This is a genomic window from Kitasatospora sp. NPDC087314, from assembly GCF_044744365.1.
Lineage (GTDB): Bacteria > Actinomycetota > Actinomycetes > Streptomycetales > Streptomycetaceae > Kitasatospora.
In genome coordinates, this window is record NZ_JBIUYE010000012.1 from 308991 (window position 1) to 332091 (window position 23101).

At 72.1% G+C, this 23101-nt stretch carries 24 protein-coding genes; 10 read left to right on the plus strand and 14 right to left on the minus strand.

Annotated elements, in window-relative coordinates:
* Positions 1-12 precede the first annotated feature (12 nt).
* Positions 13-2424: a PQQ-binding-like beta-propeller repeat protein gene (locus tag ACIO5E_RS26645; protein WP_400672263.1), complete on the minus strand. Its 2412-nt coding sequence runs from the start codon at positions 2422-2424 to the stop codon at positions 13-15.
* A gap of 435 nt (positions 2425-2859) precedes the next feature.
* Between ACIO5E_RS26645 and ACIO5E_RS26650 the strand changes: the two genes are divergently transcribed.
* Entirely contained in the window at positions 2860-3507 is a 648-nt protein-coding gene (locus ACIO5E_RS26650; RefSeq protein ID WP_030055725.1) for a TetR family transcriptional regulator, read from the plus strand.
* A gap of 227 nt (positions 3508-3734) precedes the next feature.
* Here the strand turns inward: ACIO5E_RS26650 and ACIO5E_RS26655 are convergent, their stop codons facing one another.
* The 6 genes from ACIO5E_RS26655 to ACIO5E_RS26680 all read right to left on the minus strand — a co-directional run bounded on the left by ACIO5E_RS26655 (position 3735) and on the right by ACIO5E_RS26680 (position 9658).
* Positions 3735-4679 (minus strand): beta-ketoacyl-ACP synthase III, encoded by a 945-nt coding sequence (locus ACIO5E_RS26655; protein ID WP_400672266.1) that lies wholly within the window; start codon positions 4677-4679, stop codon positions 3735-3737.
* A 205-nt stretch (positions 4680-4884) separates the two neighbouring features.
* Positions 4885-6111, minus strand: coding sequence for a L,D-transpeptidase family protein (locus ACIO5E_RS26660; protein WP_400672268.1), 1227 nt, complete (start codon positions 6109-6111; stop codon positions 4885-4887).
* A 112-nt stretch (positions 6112-6223) separates the two neighbouring features.
* Entirely contained in the window at positions 6224-7387 is a 1164-nt protein-coding gene (mqnE, locus tag ACIO5E_RS26665; protein ID WP_400672270.1) for an aminofutalosine synthase MqnE, read from the minus strand.
* Between the two features lie 51 nt (positions 7388-7438).
* Positions 7439-8401 (minus strand): threonine/serine dehydratase, encoded by a 963-nt coding sequence (locus tag ACIO5E_RS26670; RefSeq protein WP_400672272.1) that lies wholly within the window; start codon positions 8399-8401, stop codon positions 7439-7441.
* 4 nt (positions 8402-8405) lie between these two features.
* Positions 8406-8864, minus strand: coding sequence for an Lrp/AsnC family transcriptional regulator (locus ACIO5E_RS26675; RefSeq protein ID WP_030232219.1), 459 nt, complete (start codon positions 8862-8864; stop codon positions 8406-8408).
* 119 nt (positions 8865-8983) lie between these two features.
* Entirely contained in the window at positions 8984-9658 is a 675-nt protein-coding gene (locus tag ACIO5E_RS26680; protein WP_400672274.1) for a UbiX family flavin prenyltransferase, read from the minus strand.
* A gap of 66 nt (positions 9659-9724) precedes the next feature.
* Between ACIO5E_RS26680 and ACIO5E_RS26685 the strand changes: the two genes are divergently transcribed.
* On the plus strand, positions 9725-10468 hold the full coding sequence (locus tag ACIO5E_RS26685; protein WP_400672276.1) for a cyclase family protein: 744 nt from the start codon (positions 9725-9727) through the stop codon (positions 10466-10468).
* 135 nt (positions 10469-10603) lie between these two features.
* On the plus strand, positions 10604-11320 hold the full coding sequence (locus ACIO5E_RS26690) for an MOSC domain-containing protein (RefSeq protein ID WP_400672279.1): 717 nt from the start codon (positions 10604-10606) through the stop codon (positions 11318-11320).
* Between the two features lie 38 nt (positions 11321-11358).
* Here the strand turns inward: ACIO5E_RS26690 and ACIO5E_RS26695 are convergent, their stop codons facing one another.
* From ACIO5E_RS26695 to ACIO5E_RS26705, 3 genes are all read right to left on the minus strand, one after another.
* Positions 11359-11727 carry a VOC family protein gene (locus tag ACIO5E_RS26695; protein ID WP_400672280.1) on the minus strand — a complete coding sequence of 123 codons (369 nt, stop codon included), beginning with the start codon at positions 11725-11727 and terminating at the stop codon, positions 11359-11361.
* Positions 11728-11794: 67 nt separating this feature from the next.
* Positions 11795-12142 carry a DoxX family protein gene (locus ACIO5E_RS26700; RefSeq protein WP_400672282.1) on the minus strand — a complete coding sequence of 116 codons (348 nt, stop codon included), beginning with the start codon at positions 12140-12142 and terminating at the stop codon, positions 11795-11797.
* Between the two features lie 137 nt (positions 12143-12279).
* Positions 12280-13053: a TetR/AcrR family transcriptional regulator gene (locus ACIO5E_RS26705; RefSeq protein WP_400672285.1), complete on the minus strand. Its 774-nt coding sequence runs from the start codon at positions 13051-13053 to the stop codon at positions 12280-12282.
* Positions 13054-13147: 94 nt separating this feature from the next.
* Here ACIO5E_RS26705 and ACIO5E_RS26710 point away from each other — a divergent pair, with 94 nt between their 5' ends.
* The 3 genes from ACIO5E_RS26710 (at position 13148) to gcvH (ending at position 15950) form a co-directional block, all read left to right on the plus strand.
* Entirely contained in the window at positions 13148-14374 is a 1227-nt protein-coding gene (locus ACIO5E_RS26710; RefSeq protein WP_400672288.1) for an FAD-dependent oxidoreductase, read from the plus strand.
* A 308-nt stretch (positions 14375-14682) separates the two neighbouring features.
* Positions 14683-15438 (plus strand): alpha/beta fold hydrolase, encoded by a 756-nt coding sequence (locus ACIO5E_RS26715; protein WP_400672290.1) that lies wholly within the window; start codon positions 14683-14685, stop codon positions 15436-15438.
* Between the two features lie 116 nt (positions 15439-15554).
* A complete protein-coding gene (gene gcvH / locus ACIO5E_RS26720) occupies positions 15555-15950 on the plus strand; it encodes a glycine cleavage system protein GcvH (RefSeq protein ID WP_400672292.1) in 396 nt (131 codons plus the stop codon).
* A 76-nt stretch (positions 15951-16026) separates the two neighbouring features.
* On the opposite strand, the gene ACIO5E_RS26725 is transcribed toward gcvH, so the two are convergent.
* Positions 16027-16503: a hypothetical protein gene (locus ACIO5E_RS26725; RefSeq protein WP_400672294.1), complete on the minus strand. Its 477-nt coding sequence runs from the start codon at positions 16501-16503 to the stop codon at positions 16027-16029.
* 165 nt (positions 16504-16668) lie between these two features.
* Between ACIO5E_RS26725 and ACIO5E_RS26730 the strand changes: the two genes are divergently transcribed.
* Complete coding sequence (locus tag ACIO5E_RS26730) at positions 16669-17460, plus strand: hypothetical protein (protein WP_400672296.1); 792 nt, start codon at positions 16669-16671, stop codon at positions 17458-17460.
* A 235-nt stretch (positions 17461-17695) separates the two neighbouring features.
* Here the strand turns inward: ACIO5E_RS26730 and ACIO5E_RS26735 are convergent, their stop codons facing one another.
* Positions 17696-18295, minus strand: coding sequence for a short chain dehydrogenase (locus tag ACIO5E_RS26735; protein WP_400672299.1), 600 nt, complete (start codon positions 18293-18295; stop codon positions 17696-17698).
* 122 nt (positions 18296-18417) lie between these two features.
* Here ACIO5E_RS26735 and ACIO5E_RS26740 point away from each other — a divergent pair, with 122 nt between their 5' ends.
* Positions 18418-19284: a LysR family transcriptional regulator gene (locus ACIO5E_RS26740; RefSeq protein ID WP_400672301.1), complete on the plus strand. Its 867-nt coding sequence runs from the start codon at positions 18418-18420 to the stop codon at positions 19282-19284.
* 106 nt (positions 19285-19390) lie between these two features.
* Here ACIO5E_RS26740 and mqnP read toward each other — a convergent pair whose 3' ends face one another.
* Positions 19391-20287 carry a menaquinone biosynthesis prenyltransferase MqnP gene (gene mqnP, locus ACIO5E_RS26745; protein WP_400672303.1) on the minus strand — a complete coding sequence of 299 codons (897 nt, stop codon included), beginning with the start codon at positions 20285-20287 and terminating at the stop codon, positions 19391-19393.
* The gene (locus ACIO5E_RS26750) at positions 20284-21741 is read right to left on the minus strand and encodes a menaquinone biosynthesis decarboxylase (RefSeq protein ID WP_400672305.1); all 1458 of its coding nucleotides are present in this window, start codon (positions 21739-21741) and stop codon (positions 20284-20286) included. Before ACIO5E_RS26750 ends, mqnP begins: the two co-directional genes overlap by 4 nt.
* Before the next feature lie 91 nt (positions 21742-21832).
* On the opposite strand from ACIO5E_RS26750, the gene ACIO5E_RS26755 reads away from it, so the two are divergent.
* Both ACIO5E_RS26755 and ACIO5E_RS26760 read left to right on the plus strand, forming a co-directional pair.
* The gene (locus ACIO5E_RS26755) at positions 21833-22240 is read left to right on the plus strand and encodes a PLD nuclease N-terminal domain-containing protein (protein ID WP_400672347.1); all 408 of its coding nucleotides are present in this window, start codon (positions 21833-21835) and stop codon (positions 22238-22240) included.
* A gap of 451 nt (positions 22241-22691) precedes the next feature.
* Positions 22692-23101 (plus strand): carboxyl transferase domain-containing protein (locus ACIO5E_RS26760; RefSeq protein ID WP_400672308.1); only part of this gene is annotated, 410 nt, incomplete at its 3' end.

Genomic DNA, 23101 nt, shown 5'->3' on the forward strand with positions numbered 1-23101 from the left:
CAGCGCACCGTTTCAGCGCACCGGGACGGCCGTGCCGTAGAAGGCGTCCAACGCGTACACGCAGCGGTCCTTGGAGCCGACGAAGACCCGGCCGCCGACCGCCACCGGCGAGCCGGTCAGCTCGCCCTTGGTGCCGAGCTCCCAGCGCAGCTGGCCGCTCGCCAGGTCCAGGGTGTGCAGCGAGTGGTCCCGGCTGCCCAGGTGCACCAGGCCGTCGGCCACCGCCGGGGAGCCGACGATCTCGCCGCGCGCGGTGTAGCGCCAGCGCTCCCGCCCGCTCGCCGCCTCGAAGGCGTACAGCACCTCGCCGCTGCCGACCAGCACCATGCCGTCCCCGACCACCACCGGCTCGGCGCCCTGCCGGCTGCCGGTGACCCCGCGCCAGCGGTCCCGGCCGGTGGCCGCGTCCAGCGCGTACACCGTGCCGAGGTAGTCGGCCACGTAGACCGCGTCGGCGTCCAGCACGGGCGGGGTGAACAGCACCACCGGGGCCTCGAAGCGCCAGCGCTCGACCCCGCTGGCCGCGTCCAGCGCGTACACCCGGGTGCCGGCCGTCACGTACAGCACACCGCCGCGCTCGACCGGGTGCGAGGGCACGTCCTCGCCGACCGGGAAGGACCAGCGCAGGCCGGCGCCGCGCGGGTCGATGCAGCGCAGCCGCCCGGCGCCGTAGTAGTAGGCGGAGCCGGCCACCAGGACGGGCCCGGACTGCGGGTTCTCGTAGTCCTGCTGGGCGTCGTCGGCCCGCCACAGCTCGGCGCCGTTGGCGGCCGAGCGCAGCTGGACGCCGCCGCCCCGGACGCCGCAGCAGAGCACCCCGTCGGCGGCGGAGAGCGAGTAGACCCAGCCGTCCAGTGAGGTGCGCCAGCGCTCGGTGCCGTCCGCGACGTCCACGGTGTACAGGTGCGGGCCGTCGGCGGCGTGCACCCGGCCGGCGTCCACCGCGAGCGCCCAGGCGACGTCCCGGGTCTTGTACCGGCGCTCGCCGGAGGCGATGTCCAGCGCGTGCACCTCGAAGCTGGAGACGAACAGCGTGCCGTCGGCGACCACCGGGGTGCCCCAGACGTCGTTGGACATCCGGAACCGCCAGGGGCGCCAGTGGGCGGCCGGCGGCGTCGGCGGCGGGGTGATCCGGCGGACCCAGTCGGTCTCGGCCGGGGCGGTGCCCGGACCGGGCTGCTCGTGCTCGGCCCGCGGCCCGGGGCCTATCCGCACCGAGGCTCCGGACAGCCGCACCTCGACGGCCCCGCCGCCGGTCGGCGCGCGGTGCTTGTTGGGGGAGGCGATCTTCGCGGTCGGGATCTCGCCGTCGGGGCCCGGGCCCGGCCGCGGCCCCGTGTGCACCGGCCCGGACGGCGGCGGCGCGTGCCCGCCGCCCGGGTGGGTGCGCGGGTCGTCCAGGCCGGGGCGCTGCACCGGGACCTGCTGGTGCGGCTGCGGCGGCTGGTGCTGGAGCGGGCCGGCCTGCGGCGGCCCGGCCGGGGGCGGCGGCGCGCCGACCGGCAGGTGGACGGCCCGCTGCGGCGCGCTCGGGCGGCGGCCGCGCTTGCGCTCGATCAGCTCCAGCGCGTTCGCGGGGAGCCAGTCGCCGACCTCGCCGGCTGCGTCGTCCCGGGAGAACAGGTGCGGGGCCAACTCGGCCTGGATCTGCGCCGGACTGGGCCGGTGCTCCGGCGCCTGCCGCATGCAGGCGCGGACCAGGTCCATCAGCTCGCGCGGCATCCCGGACAGGTCGGGCTCCTCGCGCAGCAGCTGGAACACCGTCTCGACCGGGTTGGAGCCGCGGTAGGGCGGGTGCCCGGTGGCGCAGAACACCATCAGCGAGCCGAGCGAGAAGACGTCGCTGGCGCCCCGGACGTTGCGGCTGTCCTTGGCCTGCTCCGGGGACATGTAGGCGGGGGTGCCGACCGCGACGTTGGTCATGGTGAGCCGGGTGCTGGAGACGCCGGACGCGATGCCGAAGTCGATCACCTTCGGGCCGTCCTCGACCACCAGCACGTTGGAGGGCTTGAGGTCGCGGTGGATCAGCCCGGCCGCGTGGATGGACTGCAGCGCCTCCGCGATGCCCGCGATCAGCCAACGGGTGGCGTCCACCGGCAGCGGCCCGCACTCCTCGACCAGGTCCTCCAGCGAGGGGGCCGGGATGTACGCGGTGGCCAGCCAGGGCACCCGGGCGTCCGCGTCCGCGTCCACCACGGCCGCGGTGTAGAAGCCGCCGACCGTCTTGGCCGCCTCGATCTCACGGGCGAAACGGACGCGGAACAGCTCGTCCTCGGCCAGCTCCCCCCGGACGGTCTTGATGGCCACCCGCCGACCGGAGGCGGAGCGCGCCAGGTAGACCAGCCCCATCCCACCCGCGCCGAGCCGCCCCAGCACCTCGAAGGGCCCGATCCGCCTCGGATCGTGCGCCGTCAGCTGGTCCACTCCGCTGCCACCTCCCCGTTTTCCGCACCCGCCGCGTGGTGCCGGACCCGATTCTCCAATGCCGCCCGGCGCATCTCCAACCTCCCCCGCCCAGATCCGGCAGCAGCCCCGGGGACGCCACCGCCCGGTCAGCGATGACGGAACGGCCGGATTCTGACGCCCGTTCCGGCGGCGGCTTGCGTTCGGACGCCCGGACCCTCCATCCCGGCATGAATCTTTCGACACCGGCGATCGTCACGCTCTGTCACTCGACCACCCCTCAGCGGACTCGCCGTCACGCTGTGGGGTCAAAAGCACACGGGGGGGCTTCAACGGCACCTCCGGAGCACGGTGAATATCCGTCCGAAGTGGTTCATGCCCCTATAGCAACCCCCGTGCGGAGTAATAGTCGCATCACCGAATCGCGCCAAGATCGTGCCACGGTAAGCTGACGGCATGACAGGACAAGTTCGCACCGTCGACGGTCGCGTCGCCGGGCGACGCGGACAGGAGACGCGGCAGAAGCTGCTCGACTGCCTCCGCGAGATGCTCAGCACGTCGCCCTATCGGGACGTCAAGGTCATCGACGTCGCCCGTATGGCGGGTACCTCCCCCGCGACCTTCTACCAGTACTTCCCGGATGTCGAGGGCGCTGTCCTCGAAATCGCCGAGGAAATGGCCAAGGACGCCGACACCCTCAAAGAGCTGGTGGCCGGAAAGTCCTGGGCAGGGAAGTCCGGCCCGACCACTTCGGAAGAACTGGTCGACGGATTCCTCGCCTTCTGGCGCAAGAACGACGCCATTCTCCGAGTGGTCACGCTCGGTGCCGCCGAAGGGGACAAGCGGTTCTTCAAGATCCGCATGACGGTCCTCAACGCGGTCGCCAAGCCGCTCGCGGAGGCCGTCAAGGAACTCCAGGCGAAGGGTCAGGCCGACAAATCACTCGACCCGAATGCCGTCGCCGGGGCCCTGGTCTCGCTGCTCGCCTCGGCGGCCGAGCACCAGAAGGCCTTCACATCCTGGGGCGTCAAGGTCAAGGACCTCAAGCCCAACCTCGCTCCCCTGGTGTACCTGGGCGTCACCGGCAAGAAGCCGCCCAAGTAGACCATCCGTTCAACCGACCATCCGCTCCGCGCGCAGCCCCGGCCTCCTGTTCCGGGGTACGACGGACGGCGGCCGTGTCCTCGGGGGAGGTCCGCCGACGTACCGCACGCGCGCCAGACATGCCGGTGGGCGGGCGCCCCTCACACAGGGTGCCCGCCCACCGGCATGTTCGCTTCCAGGGCCCGCAGGGGCGCTGTGGGGGACTCAGGAGATCCGGCTCCACGCCGTCACGGGCAGCGGACCACCTGGCCGGCGTAGGCGAGGCCGCCGCCGAAGCCGAAGAGCAGGACCGGGTCGCCGGGAGACAGCTCACCGCGTTCGACCAGCTTGGAGAAGGCCAGCGGGATGGAGGCGGCCGAGGTGTTGCCGGAGTCGACCACGTCCCGGGCCACCACCGCGTCGGCGAGGCCCAGCTTGGCGGCGATCGCGTCGATGATCCGCAGGTTGGCCTGGTGCGGCACGAAGCCCTTCAGGTCCGCCGGGTCGATCCCGGCCTGCTCGCAGGCCCGGCGGGCCAGCGGCGCGAGCTGGGTGGTGGCCCAGCGGAACACCGACTGGCCCTGCTGGCTGATCACCGGGTCCCAGCCGGTGATCACCACGGCGTCACCCCGCTCCGGCTCGGAGCCCCAGACCACCGGGCCGATGCCGGGCTCGGCACCGTCCTCCTGGGCCTCGACCACCGCGGCGCCGGCGCCGTCACCGAAGATCACGCAGGTGGAGCGGTCGGTCCAGTCGAGGGTGTCGGACATCCGCTCGGCGCCGATCACCAGTGCGCGCCGGGCCGCTCCGGCCCGGATCGCGTGGTCGGCGGTGGCCAGGGCGTACGAGAAGCCGGAGCAGACCGTGTTGATGTCGTAGGCGGCGGGCGCGCGGACGCCCAGCCGGGCGGCCACCGCGGCGGCGGTGTTGGGGCTGCGCTCGATCGCGGTGCAGGTGGCGACCACGACCAGGTCGATCTCGTCGGCCGTCCGACCGCTGTTGGCGAGTGCCTTCTGTGCGGCCTCGGTGGCGAGGTCGACCAGGGTCTCGCCCTCGGCGATGTGCCGGGTTCTGATGCCCACCCGGCTGCGGATCCACTCGTCGTTGGTGTCGACGAGCGCCTCCAGGTCGTCGTTGGAGAGGACCTTGGGGGGCTGGTAGTGGCCGAGTGCCACAATGCGCGAACCGCTCATAGTGCCATGGAACCGGGTTACCGGCTGGTCAGCCGGGCGCGACCGGCTACAGGATCCGTCCCCGTGATCTGTAGGAGCCCGACAACGGGCGTTGCGGCGACTGGCCTCCGCGTGCGCCGGGGCGCACCACGCGAGGCACGGTGGGGCGCACGGCCGGGCGGACACCGCCCGGGCCGCCGCCGGAACGCCGTCCGGAACGCCGGGGTCAGGCGGCGAGCGAGGTCGCGTCGCCCATCACGATCACCGGGTGGGCCGCCGGGTCCAGGGTGCGGATCAGCTGGGCCATCTTGTCCTCGGGGATCGAGACGCAGCCGTGGGTGGGGCCGTCGTGGTCGACGTGGATCCAGATGCCGCCGCCCTTCTTCGCGCCCTGGGGCCGGCGCGGGTCGAGCGGCGAGTTCCCGGGCACCCGGTTGTAGTTGATCGCGACCACGTAGTCGAAGGAACCGGCCAGCTGGTCGCCGAAGAAGCCCGTCCCGGAGACCACGAAGCTCGGGTCCTTGTCGTACGGGAGCTTGCTGCCCGGGTCGGCGTTGCGGCCGCCGGCGTCGGTGAGCGAGAAGACGCCGATCGGGCTGCGCAGGTCGCCCTCGTTGTGGTCGGTGGTCCAGCCGTTGTTGCCGTTGTGGCCCTGCCAGGTCTCACCGGCCAGCCAGCGGCCCTCGGGAGTGCGGGTCCAGAGGGTGACGGTGTTCTTGTTGCCGTTCTTGTCCTGGCCGGAGGCGAGCACCACCTGGGTGGTCTCGGCGGGTATCTTCGCGGCGAAGTCGGCACCGAGGCCGGGTATCGCGGCGACCGAGCCGTCCGTGCGGACCTGGCTGCGGTCGGCGGCCGGGCTCCCGGTCTGCCGGTCGGAGGCCGCCTTGGCCGCGGCGGGCTGGGCGCCGCCCGCGGCCGGGGACGGCTGGTCGGGGGTGGCGACGCCCTCCGGGCCCGGCCCTTCGGCGGTGGTGAGGCCGGGCTTGGCGGTGTCCTGGCCGACGGTGTACCAGCCGGCGGCGGCCGCGAGCAGCAGCGCGGTGCCCGCGGTCACGGCCTTGCCGTGCCGCTTCCGCTTCGGCTTGCGACGTCGTCCGCGGGCGGCGGCCCGGCCCTCCACGGGTGCCGCGGCGGCCGGGGCCGGACGCGGCTCGGGCAGCGGCTCGTAGCTGGGCTCCGGCTCGTACGGCGGCTCGGGGCCGTACAGCGGCTCGGGGCCGGGCATCGGCCCGGGGCCGGACTCGGGCGGGTACGCCTGGAACGGCTGGTCGTAGGCGTCGAAGTACCCGCCGTACCCGTCCTGGGCCTGCTGCGGGGGGTGCTGCTGGTAGCCGCCGTGCTCCTGGTGGACCGGCTGCTGGTACGGCTCGTACGGCTGCTGCGGCGCCCCGTACACCGGCTCCGGCATCGGCTCGTACGACGGGTACGGGGTGGCGCGATGAGAACCGGACATGCCGCCGATCCTGCCAAACGGTGTACCGGTTGGTAAACCCGGGGCGGGTGCGGAGGCCGTGAAGAAAGCCGCCGCCCGGGCCGAGGACCGGCCCGGGCGGCGGGAGACGACGTCAGAGGCGCATGGCCTGCGGGGCCTCGCGGCGCGTCAGGTCCGGGCCCTCGTACTCGCGGATGATCTCGTAGCGGGTGTTGCGCTCGACCGGGCGGAAACCGGCGTCACGGATCAGATCGAGCAGGTCGTCGCGGCCGAGCTTGTTCGGGGTGCCGAAGTTGTCCGCGTCGTGGGTGATCTTGTACTCGACCACCGAGCCGTCCATGTCGTCCGCGCCGTGGCTGAGCGCCAGCTGGGCGGTGGTGACGCCGTGCATCACCCAGAAGACCTTGACGTGCGGCACGTTGTCGAAGAGCAGCCGGGAGACCGCGAAGGTCTTCAGCGCCTCGGCGCCGGTGGCCATCTCGGTGCGGGCCATCAGCCGGTTGCGCACGACGCCGTCCTTGGAGTCGTGGAAGTCGTGCTGGTAGCGCAGCGGGATGAAGACCTGGAAGCCGCCGGTCTCGTCCTGCAGCTCGCGCAGCCGCAGCACGTGGTCGACCCGGTGGCGGGGCTCCTCGATGTGGCCGTACAGCATGGTGCAGGGCGTCTTGAGGCCCTTGCTGTGCGCGAGGCGGTGGATCCGCGACCAGTCCTCCCAGTGGGTGTCGTGGTCGACGATGTGCTGGCGGACCTCCCAGTCGAAGATCTCCGCGCCGCCGCCGGTCAGCGACTCCAGGCCGGCGTCGATCAGCTCGTCCAGGATCTCGTCGGCGGACAGGCCGCTGATCTTCTCGAACCAGTGGATCTCGGTGGCGGTGAAGGCCTTCAGCGAGACGTTCGGCAGGGCCGCCTTCAGCTCCCGCAGCGAGCGCGGGTAGTAGCGCCAGGGCAGGGTCGGGTGCAGGCCGTTGACGATGTGCAGCTCGGTGAGGGACTCGACCTCCATCGCCTTGGCGAGCCGGACGGCCTCCTCGATGCGCATCGTGTAGGCGTCCTTCTCGCCCGGCTTGCGCTGGAACGAGCAGTACGCGCAGGACGCGTTGCACACGTTGGTCATGTTGAGGTGGCGGTTGACGTTGAAGTGGACGACGTCGCCGTTCTTCCGCGTCCGCACGTGGTGGGCCAGTCCGCCCAGCCAGGCCAGGTCGTCGCTCTCGTAGAGCGCGATCCCGTCCTCGCGGGTCAGCCGCTCACCCGCGTAGACCTTCGCCTCCAGCTCGCGCTTGAGCCCTGCGTCCATGCGGTGCCCCGCCTCCTCCGACTTCGATTCCTTGCCGGACCGAGCGTACGCCTATGCCGACAGCAGCTCAGCGAGCAGTGCGGGGTCGATGTTGCCACCACTGACCACGGCCGCCACCGTCTGGCCCCCGGTCTCGGCGGCGCGGTGGAAGTAGGCGGCCGGCGCGACCGCGCCGGAGGGCTCGGCGACCAGGCGGCCGCGGCGGGCCAGCAGGGCGACGGTGGCCCGGATCTCGTCCTCGGTGACGGTGACGACGTCGTCCACGTACGCGGTGAGGTGCTCGAAGGGCAGCTCGCCGACGGACGGGGTGCGCAGGCCGTCCGCGATGGTCCGGTAGGTGTCGGCGACCGGCCAGGCGAGCCGGCGACCGGCCCGGAAGCTGGCCTGCGCGTCGGCGGCCAGCTCCGGCTCGACGCCGACCACCCGGATGCCGGGGCGGGTGAGCTTGAGCGCGGCCGCCGTCCCGGAGATCAGGCCGCCGCCGCTGACCGGCACCAGGACGGTGTCCAGCCCGGCCGGGGCGTCCTCGGCGATCTCCAGGCCGACCGTGCCCTGGCCCGCGATGATGAACGGGTCGTCGTACGGGGGCACCCAGACGTAGCCGTGCCGCTCGGCCAGCTCGCCGGGCAGGGTGTCCCGCTCCCCCGGCGGCACCAGGATCACCTCGGCGCCGAACCCCCGGGTGGCCTCCACCTTCACCGCCGGGGAGGTGTCCGGCATCACGATCACGGCCTTGATGCCGAGCAGCCCCGCCGCGTACGCCACCGCCTGCGCGTGGTTGCCGCTCGACTGGGCGACCACGCCGCGGGCCCGCTCGCCCTCGGTGAGCGCGGCCAGCCGGTTGTACGCGCCGCGGGTCTTGAAGGCCCCGGTCGGCTGGAGGTTCTCCGGCTTCAGCCAGAGCCGGCGCTCGCCCTCGGCCGCCCACGGGGCGGGAACCAGCGGGGTGCGCACGGCGACCCCCGCGATCCGCTGCCGGGCTGCGCGCAGCTCCTCCAGACCGACCAGTGCCATGACGTCACTCTCCTTCGGGAGGGAGCTCGCTCACCCGGTTCTCCCACTTGGTGGAGAGTACGACGGTGGTACGGGTGCGGGCCACGCCCTTCGTGCCCGAGATCCGCTTGACCACCGACTCCAGGCCCGCCACGTCGGCCACCCGGACCTTGAGCATGTACGAGTCGTCACCCGCGATGAACCAGCAGTCCTCGACCTCGTTGAGGTCCTTCAGCCGGAACGCGACGTCCTCGTGGTCGGCGGCGTCGGTCAGCTGAAGACCGATCAGGGCCGTGACGCCGAAGCCGAGCGAGGCCGGGTTGACCGTCGCGCGGTAGCCGGTGATGACGCCGGCCTGCTCCAGGCGGTTGATCCGGTCCGTGACGCTCGGGCCGGAGAGTCCGACCAGCCGGCCCAGCTCGGCGTAGGACGCGCGGCCGTTCTCCCGGAGCGCCTGGATGAGCTGTCTGTCCACCGTGTCCATATACCGTCCGCGTCCTTCCGAACCTCACCAGACCCACAGATCATTATCCGGATTCAAAGGCGCCATGCGCGGAACAACCCGGATATCGCAGAGAAGATACTCTCCCGCTCTCGGCCTTCTCACTCCCCCTCAGCCGACACGCTGCCGTTCCCGCCTCCCTGGCGGGCCGCCGCCCCCAACTCCCCTTCCCAGCGCAGGTACAGGGAATGCGGGACGCCGACCGCGTCCAGCACCCGACCGGCCACGAAATCGACGAGTTCGCGCACGGTCGAGCCGCCGGCGTAGAAGCCGGGCGAGGCGGGGAGGACGACGGCGCCCTGCACGTCGAGCTCCACCAGGTGCTTCAACGTCACCCCGTTGAGTGGCGTCTCACGCACGCACACGACCAGCGGGCGGCGCTCCTTGAGGGTGACGCTGGCCACCCGCTGCAGCAGGTCCTTGCTCAGGCCGAGCGCGATCCCGGCCACCGCGCCGGTGGTCGCGGGCACCACCAGCATGCCCTTGGCCGGGTACGAGCCGCTGGACGGGCCGGCCGCGAAGTCCCCGGCGGACCAGTAGCGGACGTCGTCCAGGCCCTCGTCGGTGCCCAGCCAGGCGGCCAGGTCGGCGCGCCAGTGGGCGTCCCGGAAGGAGATGCCGGTCTCGTCGAGGATGGTGAGCCGGGCCGCGCGGCTGACGATCAGGTCCACCGGCTCCCCGGCGGCGAGCAGCGCCCGGATCACCGAGGCGGCGTACGGCGTCCCCGACGCACCCGAGACCCCGACCACCCACGGCTGACGCTTGACTGTTCCCATGGCCCATTTCTATCCGGCCTTACCCGGTCGGGCCTCATCCACGGGCACCCCTGGGAGGATGGGGTCATGCCAGCGACCCTCGTCGACCTCACCCATCAGGTGACCACCGCGATGCCGGTCTACCCCGGCGACCCGGCCGTCCTGCTGGAGCCCGCGCTCACCACCGCCACCGCCGGGGTGAACGTGCTGGCCCTGCACCTCGGCTCGCAGTCCGGGACGCACGTGGACGCGCCCTACCACGTGAACGTCACCTGGCCGACCCTGGACGGGCTGCCGCTGGAACGGTTCACCGGCCCGGCGGTGCTCGCCGACCTGCGCGGGCTGGAGCCCCGGGGCGCCGTCACCCCCGAGCTGCTCGCGCCCGCCCTGGAGCGCGCCGGCGAGGGGTCCGTCCTGCTGCTCGCCACCGGCTGGGCACGGCACTGGGGCACCGACGCGTACCTCGCCCACCCCGCCCTGACCGAGGCCGCCGCCGAGGCGATCGTCGCCGCCGGAGTGCGGACCGTCGGGGTGGACGCGCTGAGCGTCGACCCCACCCCCGACCCGGGCCCGGGCGACCCGGCGGTCGCCGCGCTGCTCGCGGACCTCACCGACGAGCACGACCAGCCCGCCGCCGACGAGCCGACCCTCGCCGCGCACCGGGTGCTGCTGGGGGCGCCCGGCGGCGGGGTGATCGCGGAGAACCTGACCGATCTGCGGGCGCTGCTGGACGCCCAGGAGGCCGGACGGCCGGTGGAGGTGTCGCTGTTCCCGCTGCGACTGGTGGCGGCGGACGGCGCGCCGGTCCGGGCGGTGGCCCGGCTGGGCTGAACGGACGGCGGCCCGACCGGGGGCGCGCGGACGGTGGCCCGACCTGGCCACCGAGCGGGCCGGAGGTTTTCGGCCAACCACCCTACCGGACTTGGTCTAGACCATCCCCCGGCGCCGCCGCTACGCTGTCCGGCCATGGCAGAGATCATCGGAGTGATCGAGCGACTCTGGCGCTACCCCGTGAAATCCACCGGCGGCGAGCGGCTCGACTCCGTCGAGGTGGACGAGCGCGGCCTGGCCGGCGACCGCCTCTACGCCGTCCGCGACGGGGACGGCAAACTCGGCTCGGGCAAGAACACCCGCCGCTTCCGCCGGATGGACGGCCTGCTCCGCCTCTCCGCCCGCCTCGGCCACCGGATCGACGGCCCCGAGCTGTTCGACCCGCTCGGCCGCCCGGTCGCCGACCCGACCGCCTTCCTGCGCGCCTACCTCCAGCGCGGGGACGTCGAACTCGCCCGCGAGGACGCCGTCTCGCACTTCGACCAGCTGCCGGTCAGCGTGTTCACCACCGCCACCCTGGACTGGGTCCGCGAGGCCGTCCCCTGCGCCGTGGTCGACGAGCGCCGGTTCCGCCCCAACCTGGTGCTGCGCACCCCGCCCGGCACCCCGCCGTTCGTCGAGGACTCCTGGTTCGGCCGGCGGGCCCACACCGAGGCCTCCGACGGCGCCCGGTTGGCCTTCGTCCGCTCCAGCGAGCGCTGTGCGATGACCGGCACCGCCCAGCCGGGCCTGCCGCACGCCCCCGAGATCCTCAAGGCCGTCGTACACGCCCACGACGGCCGGCTCGACGCCCTCGCCGAGGTCGCCGCCCCCGGACGGCTGCGCCTCGGCGACCGCCTGGTCCTCGACTGACGGGCCGCGCCGCCGCCGCCCGCGGTGCGGCCGGCCGGCTACGCCCGGACCAGGCAGAACGGGTGCCCGGCGGGGTCGGCGTAGATGCGCCAGCGGCCGACGTCGCGCAACCGGACGGCGCCGAGCGCGAGCACCTCGCGCTCGGCGGCGGCCAGGTCCCCGACGTCGATGTCCAGGTGCGCCTGCTGGGGGTGCTCCGGGTCCGGCCAGCGCGGCGGGCGGTGGTCGGCGACGCCCTGGAAGCAGAGCACCGTACCGCCGTCGAGGTGCAGCGTGGACCAGTCCTCGCCGAGTGACCAGCGCGGGTCCGGCCGGTCGATCTCGCCGCCCAGCAGCCCGGCGTAGAAGCGGGCCAGCACGGCCGGGTCCGGGCAGTCGATGACGAGGCACTGCAGCTTGCCGATCACGGGGTCTCCTCCGGCGGGATTCGGACGGGCGTCCTTCGGGCGCAATTCTCGCCGGCGGTCCGGGGGTTCAGGCGGCGAGCCCGAGCACGAGGGCGGCGGCGGCCGGGGCCGCGTAGATGATCGGGAACACGACGTGCGCGTGGTCGCGGGCCCGCAGCGCGGTGGCGACGGCGCCGGCGAAGTACAACACCAGCCCGATCGCGGCCAGTTCGCCGATCACCGGGACGGCGAGGCCGACCAGCAGGCCGACCGCGCCGGCCGCCTTGGCCACGCCCAGCCAGATCCACCAGGAGCGCGGCACGCCGTACTGGACCAGCGGGCCGACGACGAACTCGGCCTTGCGGAAGACGGATCCGGCCGAGAATCCCGTCATGAGGGCGCCGAGGACGGTGACGATGACGTGGGCGACGGACATGTGAAGCTCCTTCAAGCGGCGTGTTGTGCTCGGTCACTCCACTGACCCGGCCCACCGCCCACGTGTGACAGCTCCTGCGGGAAATCTTTTTCCGGCCGCGCCACCTGGCCGCGTCACGCCCCTGCCACGTGCCCGCCCTACGGCAGGGCGACGGCCCGCAGGTAGGCGTCCGCGAACAGCTCGATCGAGTCGTCCAGCGAGGGCAGCCCGCCGCCGAGGGCGGGTTCGAGCACCGGGCGCAGGAGGACGTGGTTGATCAGCGGGCCGAGCAGCAGCTGGACCAGGACCGGGAACGGCAGCGGCCGGATCCGCCCGGCCTCGATGTGCGGCAGCAGCAGCCGGGACAGGTAGTCGAACAGGCGCGGGAAGGTGGCCGCCACCATCCGGGCGGCCGGACCGTCCGGTCGGCTGAACAGGTCCGCGAAGACCGCCGGGACGATCCGCGGCTCGCGGTCGAAGGCCGCGACGAAGGTCCGGCAGAGCACCCGGACGGTGTCCTCCAGGCTCTCCGGCGGGTCGGCCACCAGCGCCTCCAGGTCCGGCAGCGGGCCGTATCGCTCGAAGACGGCGGAGAGCAGGCCGTCCCGACCCTCGAAGACCGTGTGCAGGCTGGGCAGCGAGCATTCGGCACGTTCCGCGACGGCGTCCAGGGTGACCCCGCCGAGGCCGCGTTCGGCCACCAGCCGGGACGCCGCCGCCATCGCCCGCTCCCGGACCGGCGGACGGCCGCCCGGGTCGATGCCCGCCTGCCGGACGGCCTCGTCCAGCGCGGCCCGGGAGCCGCCGAGTCGGCGCAACAGCGTGCTGCGGGAGATGCCGGCCGCGGCCGCGATCGCCGTCAGCGGGACGTCCGCGACGTCCTGGCCCCGTTCCTTCGCCGCCGCAAGGGCCGCGGTCACCAGATCCTTCATGTGAAACAGAATACTACTTGACATCTGAGATCGTTCCATAGACTCTCTATGCAGGAGTTCCAATCAGGCAGTGAAGCACTGAGAGGAGAGTCCCATGAGCGTCGTCATCTCCGGGGGCGGGCCGGCCGGCATGATGCTGGGCCTGATTCTCGCCCGGGCCGGCATCGAGGTGACCGTGCTGGAGAAGCACGGCGACTTCCTGCGCGACTTCCGCGGCGACACCGTCCACGCGTCCACCGTGCGACTGATGGACGAACTCGGCCTGGGTCGCGGGTTCGCCGCCCTGCCGCAGAGCCGCCTCGGCAACATGGTGGTGCCCGTGGCGGGCGTCGGCCTGGTCGCGCTGAGCGCCTTCGAACGGCTGCCCGCGCCGTACAACTACATCGCGATGATCCCCCAGTGGGACCTGCTCGACTTCCTCGTCTCGGAGGCGAAGAAGGAGCCCACGTTCAGCGTGCGGATGAACACCGAGGCCACCGGACTGATCCGGGAGGGCGGCCGGGTCGCCGGCGTGCGCTACCGCACCCGGGACGGCGAGGAGGGCGAGATCCGCGCCGACCTCACCGTCGCCGCGGACGGCCGGCACTCGACGCTTCGCCGGGAGGCCGGCCTGGTCCCCGAGGAGTTCCCGGTGCCGTTCGACACCTGGTGGCTCCGACTGCCCCGCCACCCCCACGAGCAGGGCAACCCGCCCAACCTGACGCCCGCGTTCTCGCGCGGCGAGCTGGCGCTCAGCCTCACCCGCGACGACTACTTCCAGATCGCCTACTTCGCCGCGAAGGGCTCCGACCCGCGGCTTCGCGCCGAAGGCGTCGAGCGCTTCCGCGCCCGCATCGCCCGACTGTTCCCCCAGTACGCCGACCGGGTCGACCAGTTGGCGAGCATGGACGACGTCCACCTGCTCGACGTCAAACTCAACCGGCTGCACCGCTGGTACACCGACGGGCTGCTGCTCATCGGCGACGCCGCCCACGCGATGTCCCCGGCCGGCGGGGTGGGCATCAACCTCGCCATCCAGGACGCCGTCGCGGCCGCCACCCTGCTCGCCGAACCGCTGCGGCGCGGCCGCCCGAGCACCGCGGACCTCGCCAGGGTCCAGCGGCGGCGGTGGCGGCCCGCCGTGATCATGCAGCGGATGCAGCGGATGCTGCACGGGGTCATGTTCACCCCGGTGCTCTCCGGCCACCGGGTCGGCCCGCCCGCCCGGTTCGTACTGCTCGCCCGCTTCGTCCCGGGCTTCCGCCAGATCCCGTCCCGCCTGATCGCCCTGGGCCCCCGCCCGGAGCACGCCCCGGCCTTCGCCCGGCGAAGCGCCGCCTGATCGGATGATCCGCGGCGGCGGCCCGCGCCTCCCCCGCGGCCACCCGTCCGGATGAACGTCCCGGACGGGGCCGCGGATCTGCGGCAGGCCCTTCCTCGCGGCTGACAGTCCGTCAGCGCACCGCCGACAAAACGAGGGCGGCCCTCGTGGCCGACGTCCCGAAAGACCTCGAGCACACCCGGGACCAGTGACAGCACCACCCCGGAGCGGGACGTCGGCCCCGCCGACTTCCCGCTCCGGCCGGCGACAGCGGAAGATCGCGCCGACTGTCCGTTCGGAAGGCCGGATTGCCGGGAACGACCGATGACATGACGATCCCTCACCGCTTGACCGGCGCCGGCGACCACCACGTCCTGGTCCTGCACGACTGGTTCGGCACCAGCGCCGGCTGGGGCCCCTTCCTCGACTACCTCGACGGCGGCGCCTTCAGCTACGCCTTCCTCGACTACCGGGGCTACGGGGAGCGCAAGGACGTCCCCGGCAGCTACACGCTCGCCGAGATCGCCGCCGACGCGCTCGCCCTCGCCGACCAGCTCGGCTGGGACCGCTTCTCGCTGGTCGGCCACTCGATGGGCGGCAAGGCGGCCCAGCAGGTGCTCGCCGAGGCGCCACTGCGGGTGCGCAAGCTGGTCGGCCTCGCCCCGGTGCCGGCCGGGGCGTACCCGCTGGACGAGACCGACGAGGCGCTGTTCTACGGCGCCGCCGAGGACCGGGAGAAGCGGTTCGCCATCCTCGACCTGGTCACCGGCCAGCGGGCCGGCCGGGTCTGGCTGGACCGCATGGTCGACCAGTCGCTGCGGCTCTCCACGCCCGAGGCCTTCGGCGGGTACGTCCGGGACTGGGCGACGGCCGACCTGGAACAGCGGATCAGCGGGAACCCGGTGCCGGTCAAGGTGATCGTCGGCGAGCACGACCTCGCCCTCACCGCCGAGGTGATGCGCGGCACCTGGCTCGCCCACTACCCCAACGCCGAACTGGAGGAGATCGGCGGCAGCGGGCACTACCCGATGTACGAGACCCCGGTGGCGCTGGCCACCTCCCTGGAGTCCTTCCTGCACAACTGACACCCGCCTTCACCCGGCCGGGCGAGCTTCGCGTCGAAGAGCGGGGATCTGTAGCAGGCTCCTCCACATGGCTGACCAACCGTCAGCGCAGTCACGACGACCATGCGGAGACCTCCATGGCCAACGTCCCGGCAGACCTCAAGTACACCAAGGACCACGAGTGGGTGCGGACCACCGGAAAGGACAAGGCCCAGGTGGGCATCACCGAGTTCGCGCAGACGCAGCTCGGTGACATCGTCTTCGTCGACATCCCCACCGTGGGCAAGGAGCTCGACTCCGACGAAGCGTTCGGCACGGTGGAGTCGGTCAAGTCGGTGAGCGAACTCTTCATGCCACTCACCGGAACGATCACCGCGGTGAACGAGGAACTGGACGGTGAGCCCGAGCTGATCAACACGGACCCGTACGGCGACGGCTGGATGGTCGAGCTCACGCTGACCAAGCCCGACGAGCTGAAGCAGCTGCTCACGGCCGCCCAGTACAAGGCCTTCATCGCCAGCGAGTCGGAGTAGCAGCGCCCCGACCCTCCCCCGGGCCGCGTGCACAGGAAGTCGAACCGCCGACTTCCTGTGCACAGCAGGAGCCCGGTCAGACGGTGGGGGCCAGGACGAGTCCGCGGGCGGCGAGGAGGGCGGTGCGGGCTCGGGCGGCCCCGGTGCGGGCGGCGGCCTCGGCCTCACCGAGGCGCGGGCGGGGTTCGCGGCGGATGCCCCGGTGGAGCGTGGCGACCGCCTCCCGGACCTGCGGGTCGGGTTCGGTCAACTTGACGGGGAGGGTGGGTACTTCTTCCGGGTTCTTTACGGGAGGAGTGTCAGAGGGGCCGGTATCAGGCCCACCGGAGTCCGGGGGTGGGGTACTCGGTGACGCCGGGCGCCGAGGAGCGTCGTCCACGTGCACGTCGGTGCGGATCGTGCCGTCGGGCATCCGGACCTTCTCGACCCGGTAGTACCCGGCCTCCTTGAGCTCGTTGAACGCCCGGCGGATCGCGCCACGCCCCTGCGGGCTGGTGTCGGCCATGTGCCGCCCGTCCTCGCGCCAGCCGTCCGGGCGGGAGAGGAGATCCACGAGGAGGCCTCGCGCGGTATAGCTGAGGCGACGGTCCTGGAGGAGACCGTTCGAAAGGACGGAGAAAAAGCGCGCGTGAGTTGCCGCGCGCCGGGTGGACGATGGCGCATGGACCGGAGACCCGCACGCATTGGGCGTCTCATACTTGTCGCTTACGTTCGAGACATGACAGATAAGCGAGTTGACGACACGTCACCCGTGCTGGCGGTGGGCGTCTCCGGAACGGTCGGGCGGCATGTCGGGCTGCAGCTCGCGGCCGCCGGGGTGCGGGTACGGACGCTGGCGCAGCGGGAGCTGCTCGACCCGGCGTCGCTGGAGGCGGCGGCCCAGGGTGTCAACGCGGTGCTGCTGGGGTGGCTGTTCCCCACGGCGGACGGGGCGGCGTCGGCGGTGGGGGTACTGGCCCGGAATGTCGGGCGGGTGGTGTTCCTCTCCTCCGCGGCCGTCCGGGCCGAGGGCGAGGTGGAGGCACTGCTCGCCGGAAGCGGGGTGCGGCACACGGTGCTGCGGGCGTACGGGTTCGCCACCGCGCTGCAGTGGGCGGAGGAAGTCCGGTCCGGGGCCGCCGTGCAGGGCTACGGCGGTGCGGCCCGGCTGAACCCGGTGGACGAGCGGGACACCGCGGCGGTCGCTGTCCGAGCCCTGAGCGAGGACGGCCACGACGGCGCCCGGTACCTGCTCACCGGCCCGGAGTCACCCACGCAGGCGGAGCAGGTGCGGATCATCGGCGAGGCCGCCGGCCGCCCGGCCCGCTGGGAGGAGATCCCCCGCGCAGCCGCCCGACACAGGATGCTCACCACCGGCCGTCCCCCGGCCATCGCGGACGGCGCACTGGACTTCATCCACGCCCGCATCGCCGACCCCGAGCCCGCCACCACGACGGTCCGGGACATCACCGGCACCCCGGCCCGCAGCTTCCGCGCCTGGGCCACGGACCACGCGGCCCTGTTCCGCTGACCAGACTCAGGCGGGACGGCAGGATTGCCTCATGAGTCGTCCCGGGCCCGACACCACTCCCCGCCCCGAGAGGACCCCGGCCTCGCTCAAGGCCGCGCTCGCCGTCGTGGCCGCCGACCGGCTGCCGGAGATGACGAAGCCTTCCCGGTCCCCGCGGCCACGGACGGTGCGTCCGCGCATGGCGTGCGTGGTCAGTGCCGTGGTGGAGAAGCGTCCGGCCCTGGCTCGGTTTCTTCTAGCGGACCCGGTAGATCTGGCCGGTTTGCGCGCCCTCGATTGAGCGGACGTACGCTGTCGCCACGCGGGTGGCGGGTACCGCCTCCATGCCGGGGAAGAAGGGCCCGTAGGCGGGCAGGGACTCCTCCGCCACGGTCGGGCTCACCGCGTTGATCCGCTGGGGCGGGAGTTCGATCGCGGCGGCTCGTACGAACGCCTCGATGGCACCGTTCGCCGCGGATGCGGCAGCCCCGGCCACGATCGGCTCCTCGGTGAGGATCCCGCTGACCAGAGTGAACGAGCCGGTCCCGGCTACCTGGGAGGCGCCCTGGCGGACCAGCTCCATCTGGCTCAGCGCCTTGCCACGGAACGTCGCTGCGACATCGTCGGCGGTCAGCTCGCCGAGCGGTTTGAACACGGCGTCGCCCGCCGTGACCGCGACCGCGTCCAGCGGGCCTGCCTGCGTGTACAGCCTGGCCACCGCTTCCGGGTCGGCGACATCGGCCACCAGGTCCCCGCCCGTGCGGCCCACGCCGATCACCTCATGGCCGCGCTCCGCGAGCGCCCGGCGCACCGCACTGCCCAGCGTTCCACTCGCACCGACCAGAAGAATCCTCATGACCCACACCGTCCATCACGTCTCGGGACCGAACCCCGGGAACCGCCCCGGGTACCTGTGACGCTACGGATCACGCCCCATCCCCGGAAATGCCGTTTGGTTAGGGACTATGCTCTGCCGGCATGGATGATGTGGAACTGCGTCACCTCAGGGCCCTGGACGCGCTGGCCAAGGCGGGCACCGTCACCGCCGCCGCAGCCCGGCTACACATGACGCAGCCCGCCCTCTCCCGCACGCTTGCCCAGATGGAGACCCGCGTCGGCGTCCGGCTCGTCGACCGCTCCTCCCGGCACCTGGCCCTCACCCAGGCCGGCACCACCCTCCTCGAACACGCCCGGGCGATCCTCGCCCACCTGGATGCGGCCCTCGCGGAAGCCCGGACGATCTCCCGCCCCCTACGGCTGGGCTACACCTGCGCGGTGCTCGGACAGCAGACCGTCCCGCTGCTCCGGTCGTGGCGTCGCACCCACCCGCACACCCCGCTCGAGGTGGTCCGGCGGGACAACAGCACCGCAGGCCTCGCCACCGGGGACACCGACGTGGCAGTGCTCCGCGCTGTCCCCGCCGATCCGCGTATCCGTACCGAGGCCCTCTACACGGAAGGCCAGGTCGCGGCTCTGTCCGACGACCACCCCCTTGCGGGCCGGGACCGGGTGCTGCTGGCCGAACTCACCGCCGGCCGGGACCTCCCGCTGGCCCTGTGGCCGGGTGTCGGTACCGCCTCACCGGACCTGTGGCCCCCGGAGCAGTGCCCGGTTGGGACGGTCGAGGTGGGCAACGTGGACGAGTGGCTGAACCTCATCGCCACCGGCGGTGCGTTCGGCCTCGGCGCGGAAGGTACTGCGGAGAGCCACAGCCATCCAGGCGTCCGCTTCCTCCCGGTCTCAGACGCCCCTGGCGCCACCGTCTACCTCGCCCACCCCGCTCACCCCGTCCATCCCCGGACGGAAGACTTCCTCACGGTGGTCCGGGAAGTGGTGAGCGGCTAGCCGGAGACTTCGCACATGGGCGTGAAGATCGATAGCCGACTGGCGATGGCATCGGACGAGTCGACCCACGGCGACGGGGTCGATACAAACAGCGACCTTGCAGAGATCAGATCCCGAGCCCGCGGGTGATCAGGTCCAGCAGGGCGAAGACGAACAGCGAGATGCCCACGAATCCGTTGGTCTGGAAGAACGCGCGGTTGAGCTTCGACAGGTCGTTCGGCTTGACGATGCTGTGCTCGTAGATGAACGCCCCCGCGACGACGACCAGGCCGACCCAGAACGCCGCACCGGCGTCCGTCAAGAACGCGAACCACCCCAGCAGAAGCGTTGTGATGACGTGGCACACCCGCGCGCCCCGGATCGCCGCCGGGATGCCGAAGCGGGCCGGCACCGACCGCACCTTGCCGTGCCGGTCGGACTCGACGTCCTGGCAGGCGTAGATGAGGTCGAAGCCGCCGATCCACACGCCGACCGCGACGCCCAGCACGACGGCGTCCCACGACCAGGTTCCGGTCACCGCGAGCCAAGCACCCACCGGGCCCATGGCCTGGGCCAGGCCCAGGATGGCCTGCGGGAAGTCGGTGAAGCGCTTGCCGTAGGGGTAGACCACCATCGGCACGACGGCGACCGGCGCAAGCGCCAGGCAGAGCGGGTTGAGCATCGCCGCCGCGCCGAGGAAGACCACCAGCGCGACGGCCGACCCGAGGTACGCGGTCTTCAACGACACCGCACCCGTGACCAGTTCGCGCGAAGCCGTGCGCGGGTTCCGGGCGTCGATCTCGCGGTCGATGATCCGGTTGGCGGCCATCGCGAAGGTGCGCAGGCCGACCATGCAGACGGTGACGACGAACAGTTCGCCCCAGTGCACCCGCCTGTCGGCGAGGAACATGGCCGTCAGCGCGGCGATGTAGGCGAAGGGCAGGGCGAAGACCGAGTGCTCGATCATCACCAGGCGCAGGAAGGCCTTCGTACGCCCCGGGGTCTCGACGGCAGCCGTGCTCACAGTCCGTACTCCTTCCAGCGACGGGACACCAGCTCGGCCGTGGCCGGGTCCGAGGAGACCATCTCGGGCCATCCGCCGTCCCGGGTGTAGCCCTCCTCGGGGAGCTTGCGGGTCGCGTCGATGCCCGCCTTGCCGCCCCAGAACTGCTGGTAGGAGGCGTGGTCGAGGTGGTCCACCGGGCCCTCCACCACCGTCAGGTCGCGGCTGTAGTCGACGTTGCCGAAGGCCCGCCAGGCGACCTCCTGGTAGTCGTGCACGTCGCAGTCGGCGTCCACCACGATGATCAGCTTGGTGAGCGACATCATGTGCGCGCCCCAGATGGCGTGCATCGTCTTCTGGGCGTGCTTGGGGTACTTCTTGTCGATCGAGACGATCACGCAGTTGTGGAAGCCGCCGGCCTCGGGCAGGTCGTAGTCGACGATGTCCGGGATGATGATCTTCAGCAGCGGCAGGAAGAACCGCTCGGTGAACTTGCCCAGCGGGCCGTCCTCGGTCGGCGGGCGGCCGACCACGATGGACTGCAGGATCGGACGGCGGCGCATCGTCACGCAGTCGATCTTCAGCGCCGGGAACGGCTCCTGCGGGGTGTAGAAGCCGGTGTGGTCGCCGAACGGGCCCTCGGGGAGCATCTCGCCGGGCTCCAGCCAGCCCTCCAGCACCACCTCGGCGTCGGCCGGGACCTGCAGCGGGACGGTCTTGCAGTCGACCATCTTCACCCGCTCCCCGGCGACGAAGCCGGCGAACAGGTACTCGTCGATGTCGCCGGGCAGCGGCGCGGTGGCCGCGTAGGTGACGGCGGGCGGGCAGCCGAAGGCGATCGCGACCGGCAGCCGCTCGCCCCTGCGGGCCGCCACCGCGTAGTGGTTGCGGCCGTCCTTGTGGATCTGCCAGTGCATGCCGATGGTCCGGCGGTCGTGCCGCTGGAGCCGGTAGAGGCCGAGGTTGCGGATGCCGCTGTCCGGGTCCTTGGTGTGGGTGAGGCCCAGGTTGAAGAAGGACCCGCCGTCCTGCGGCCAGGTGAACAGGGCGGGCAGCTCGTCCAGGTCGACGTCGTCGCCGGTGAGCACGACCTCCTGGACCGGGGCCTCGCCGGGCTTGACCTTCCTCGGCGGCACGTGCGCCATCGAGGCGAGCTTGCCGAAGGCGTCCCGGAACCCGGTGAAGCCGTGCGGAAGTTCGGGCTTGAGCAGGCCGGCGATCTTCTCCGCGACGTCGTCGGGTCCCTTGAGGCCGAGCGACTTGGCGAGGCGCCGCTCGGTGCCGAAGACGTTCATCGCGAGCGGCATCGACGAGCCCTTGACGTTCTCGAAGAGCAGCGCGGGGCCCTTGGCCTTCTGGACCCGGTCGACGATCTCGCCGATCTCCAGGTGCGGGTCCACCTCTGCCTTGATGCGCTTGAGGTCGCCCTCACGGTCCAGTGCCCGGAGAAACGAGCGGAGATCGTCGTATGCCATGCCTGTCAGTATCCGCCACCCGATAGCCTGGCTCGGTCAAGGGCCCCGGGAAGACGCCCGCCACCACCACCGCCGGGGGGAGATCGCCACCGTGCTGAGAATTCTTCTGACCATCATCCTTCCGCTCGCGCTCTGGGTGTGGGCGTTCATCGACTGCCTGACCACTCCCGAGGACCAGGTGAAGCACCTGCCCAAGCCGGTGTGGGTGCTCATCGTGCTGCTGTTCCCGCCGCTGGGCCCGATCGCCTGGCTGGTGGCCGGAAAGCAGCGCGGGCTGCTGCGGACCGGGACACCCGGTGACGCCGACGGCCGCCCCGGCCACCCGGCCGCGCGCGGCGGCCGCCCGCTCGCACCGGACGACGACCCCGAATTCCTCGCCTCGTTGAAGAAGAGCGACAAGGACCACGAGGACATGTTGAAGCGGTGGGAGGCCGATCTGCGCCGCCGCGAGGAGGAGCTGCGGAGCGGGGACGAGCCGGAGGACGGCCGAAAAAGCTGATCGGAGCGATCTGGGCGCTCCCCCGGACAGCCCACCCGGACGATATCGGGTGGGCTGCGGCGTTTTTGGCGCTTCCCTACGACTGAACGGCCGCTAACACGGATCGGCACCGGCACCCCGCCGGACTTGAGCGGAGCTTGAGCAAAGCGCAAGAGGACCGGCCTACATTACTGAACGACGGCCCTGACCTGCGCTTTTCTTCATGCTCAGATCATCGGACCATCATCTGACCGACAACCCCCGGTATTCGAACAGACACCCAGCGCTCCGGCCTCGGCCCGGCCGCTTCTGTGCAGGCCTGACATCTAAACGGACCCGACCTTGTACGGAATCGACGCCGAAACCAACGCACGGCCCCTCGTACAGTCATAAGTGAAGAAAGTGATTCGCAGCCGGGGGCACAGCAGACGTTGGCTGTCGGACAGTTCCCTCACCCTTGGAGTGGTTCGAGATGACGGTTGTGCATGAGGCGCAGGTCGACGGCGAGGTCACCGAGGTCCCGGCCGACGCCCGGGGGCGGGTCGCCGAGCTGCACGAACTGCGCGAGAAGGTGCGGCGCGGGCCCAGCGAGAAGGCCACCGAGGCCCAGCACGCGAAGGGCAAGCTGACCGCCCGCGAGCGCATCGCGCTGCTGCTGGACGAGGGCTCCTTCCACGAGGTCGAGCCGCTGCGCCGGCACCGCGCCCAGGGCTTCGGCCTGGAGGCGAAGAAGCCGCACACCGACGGCGTGATCGTCGGCTGGGGCACCGTGCACGGGCGCACCGTCTTCACCTACGCGCACGACTTCCGGATCTTCGGCGGTGCGCTGGGCGAGGCCCACGCGCAGAAGATCCACAAGATCATGGACATGGCCATCGCGGC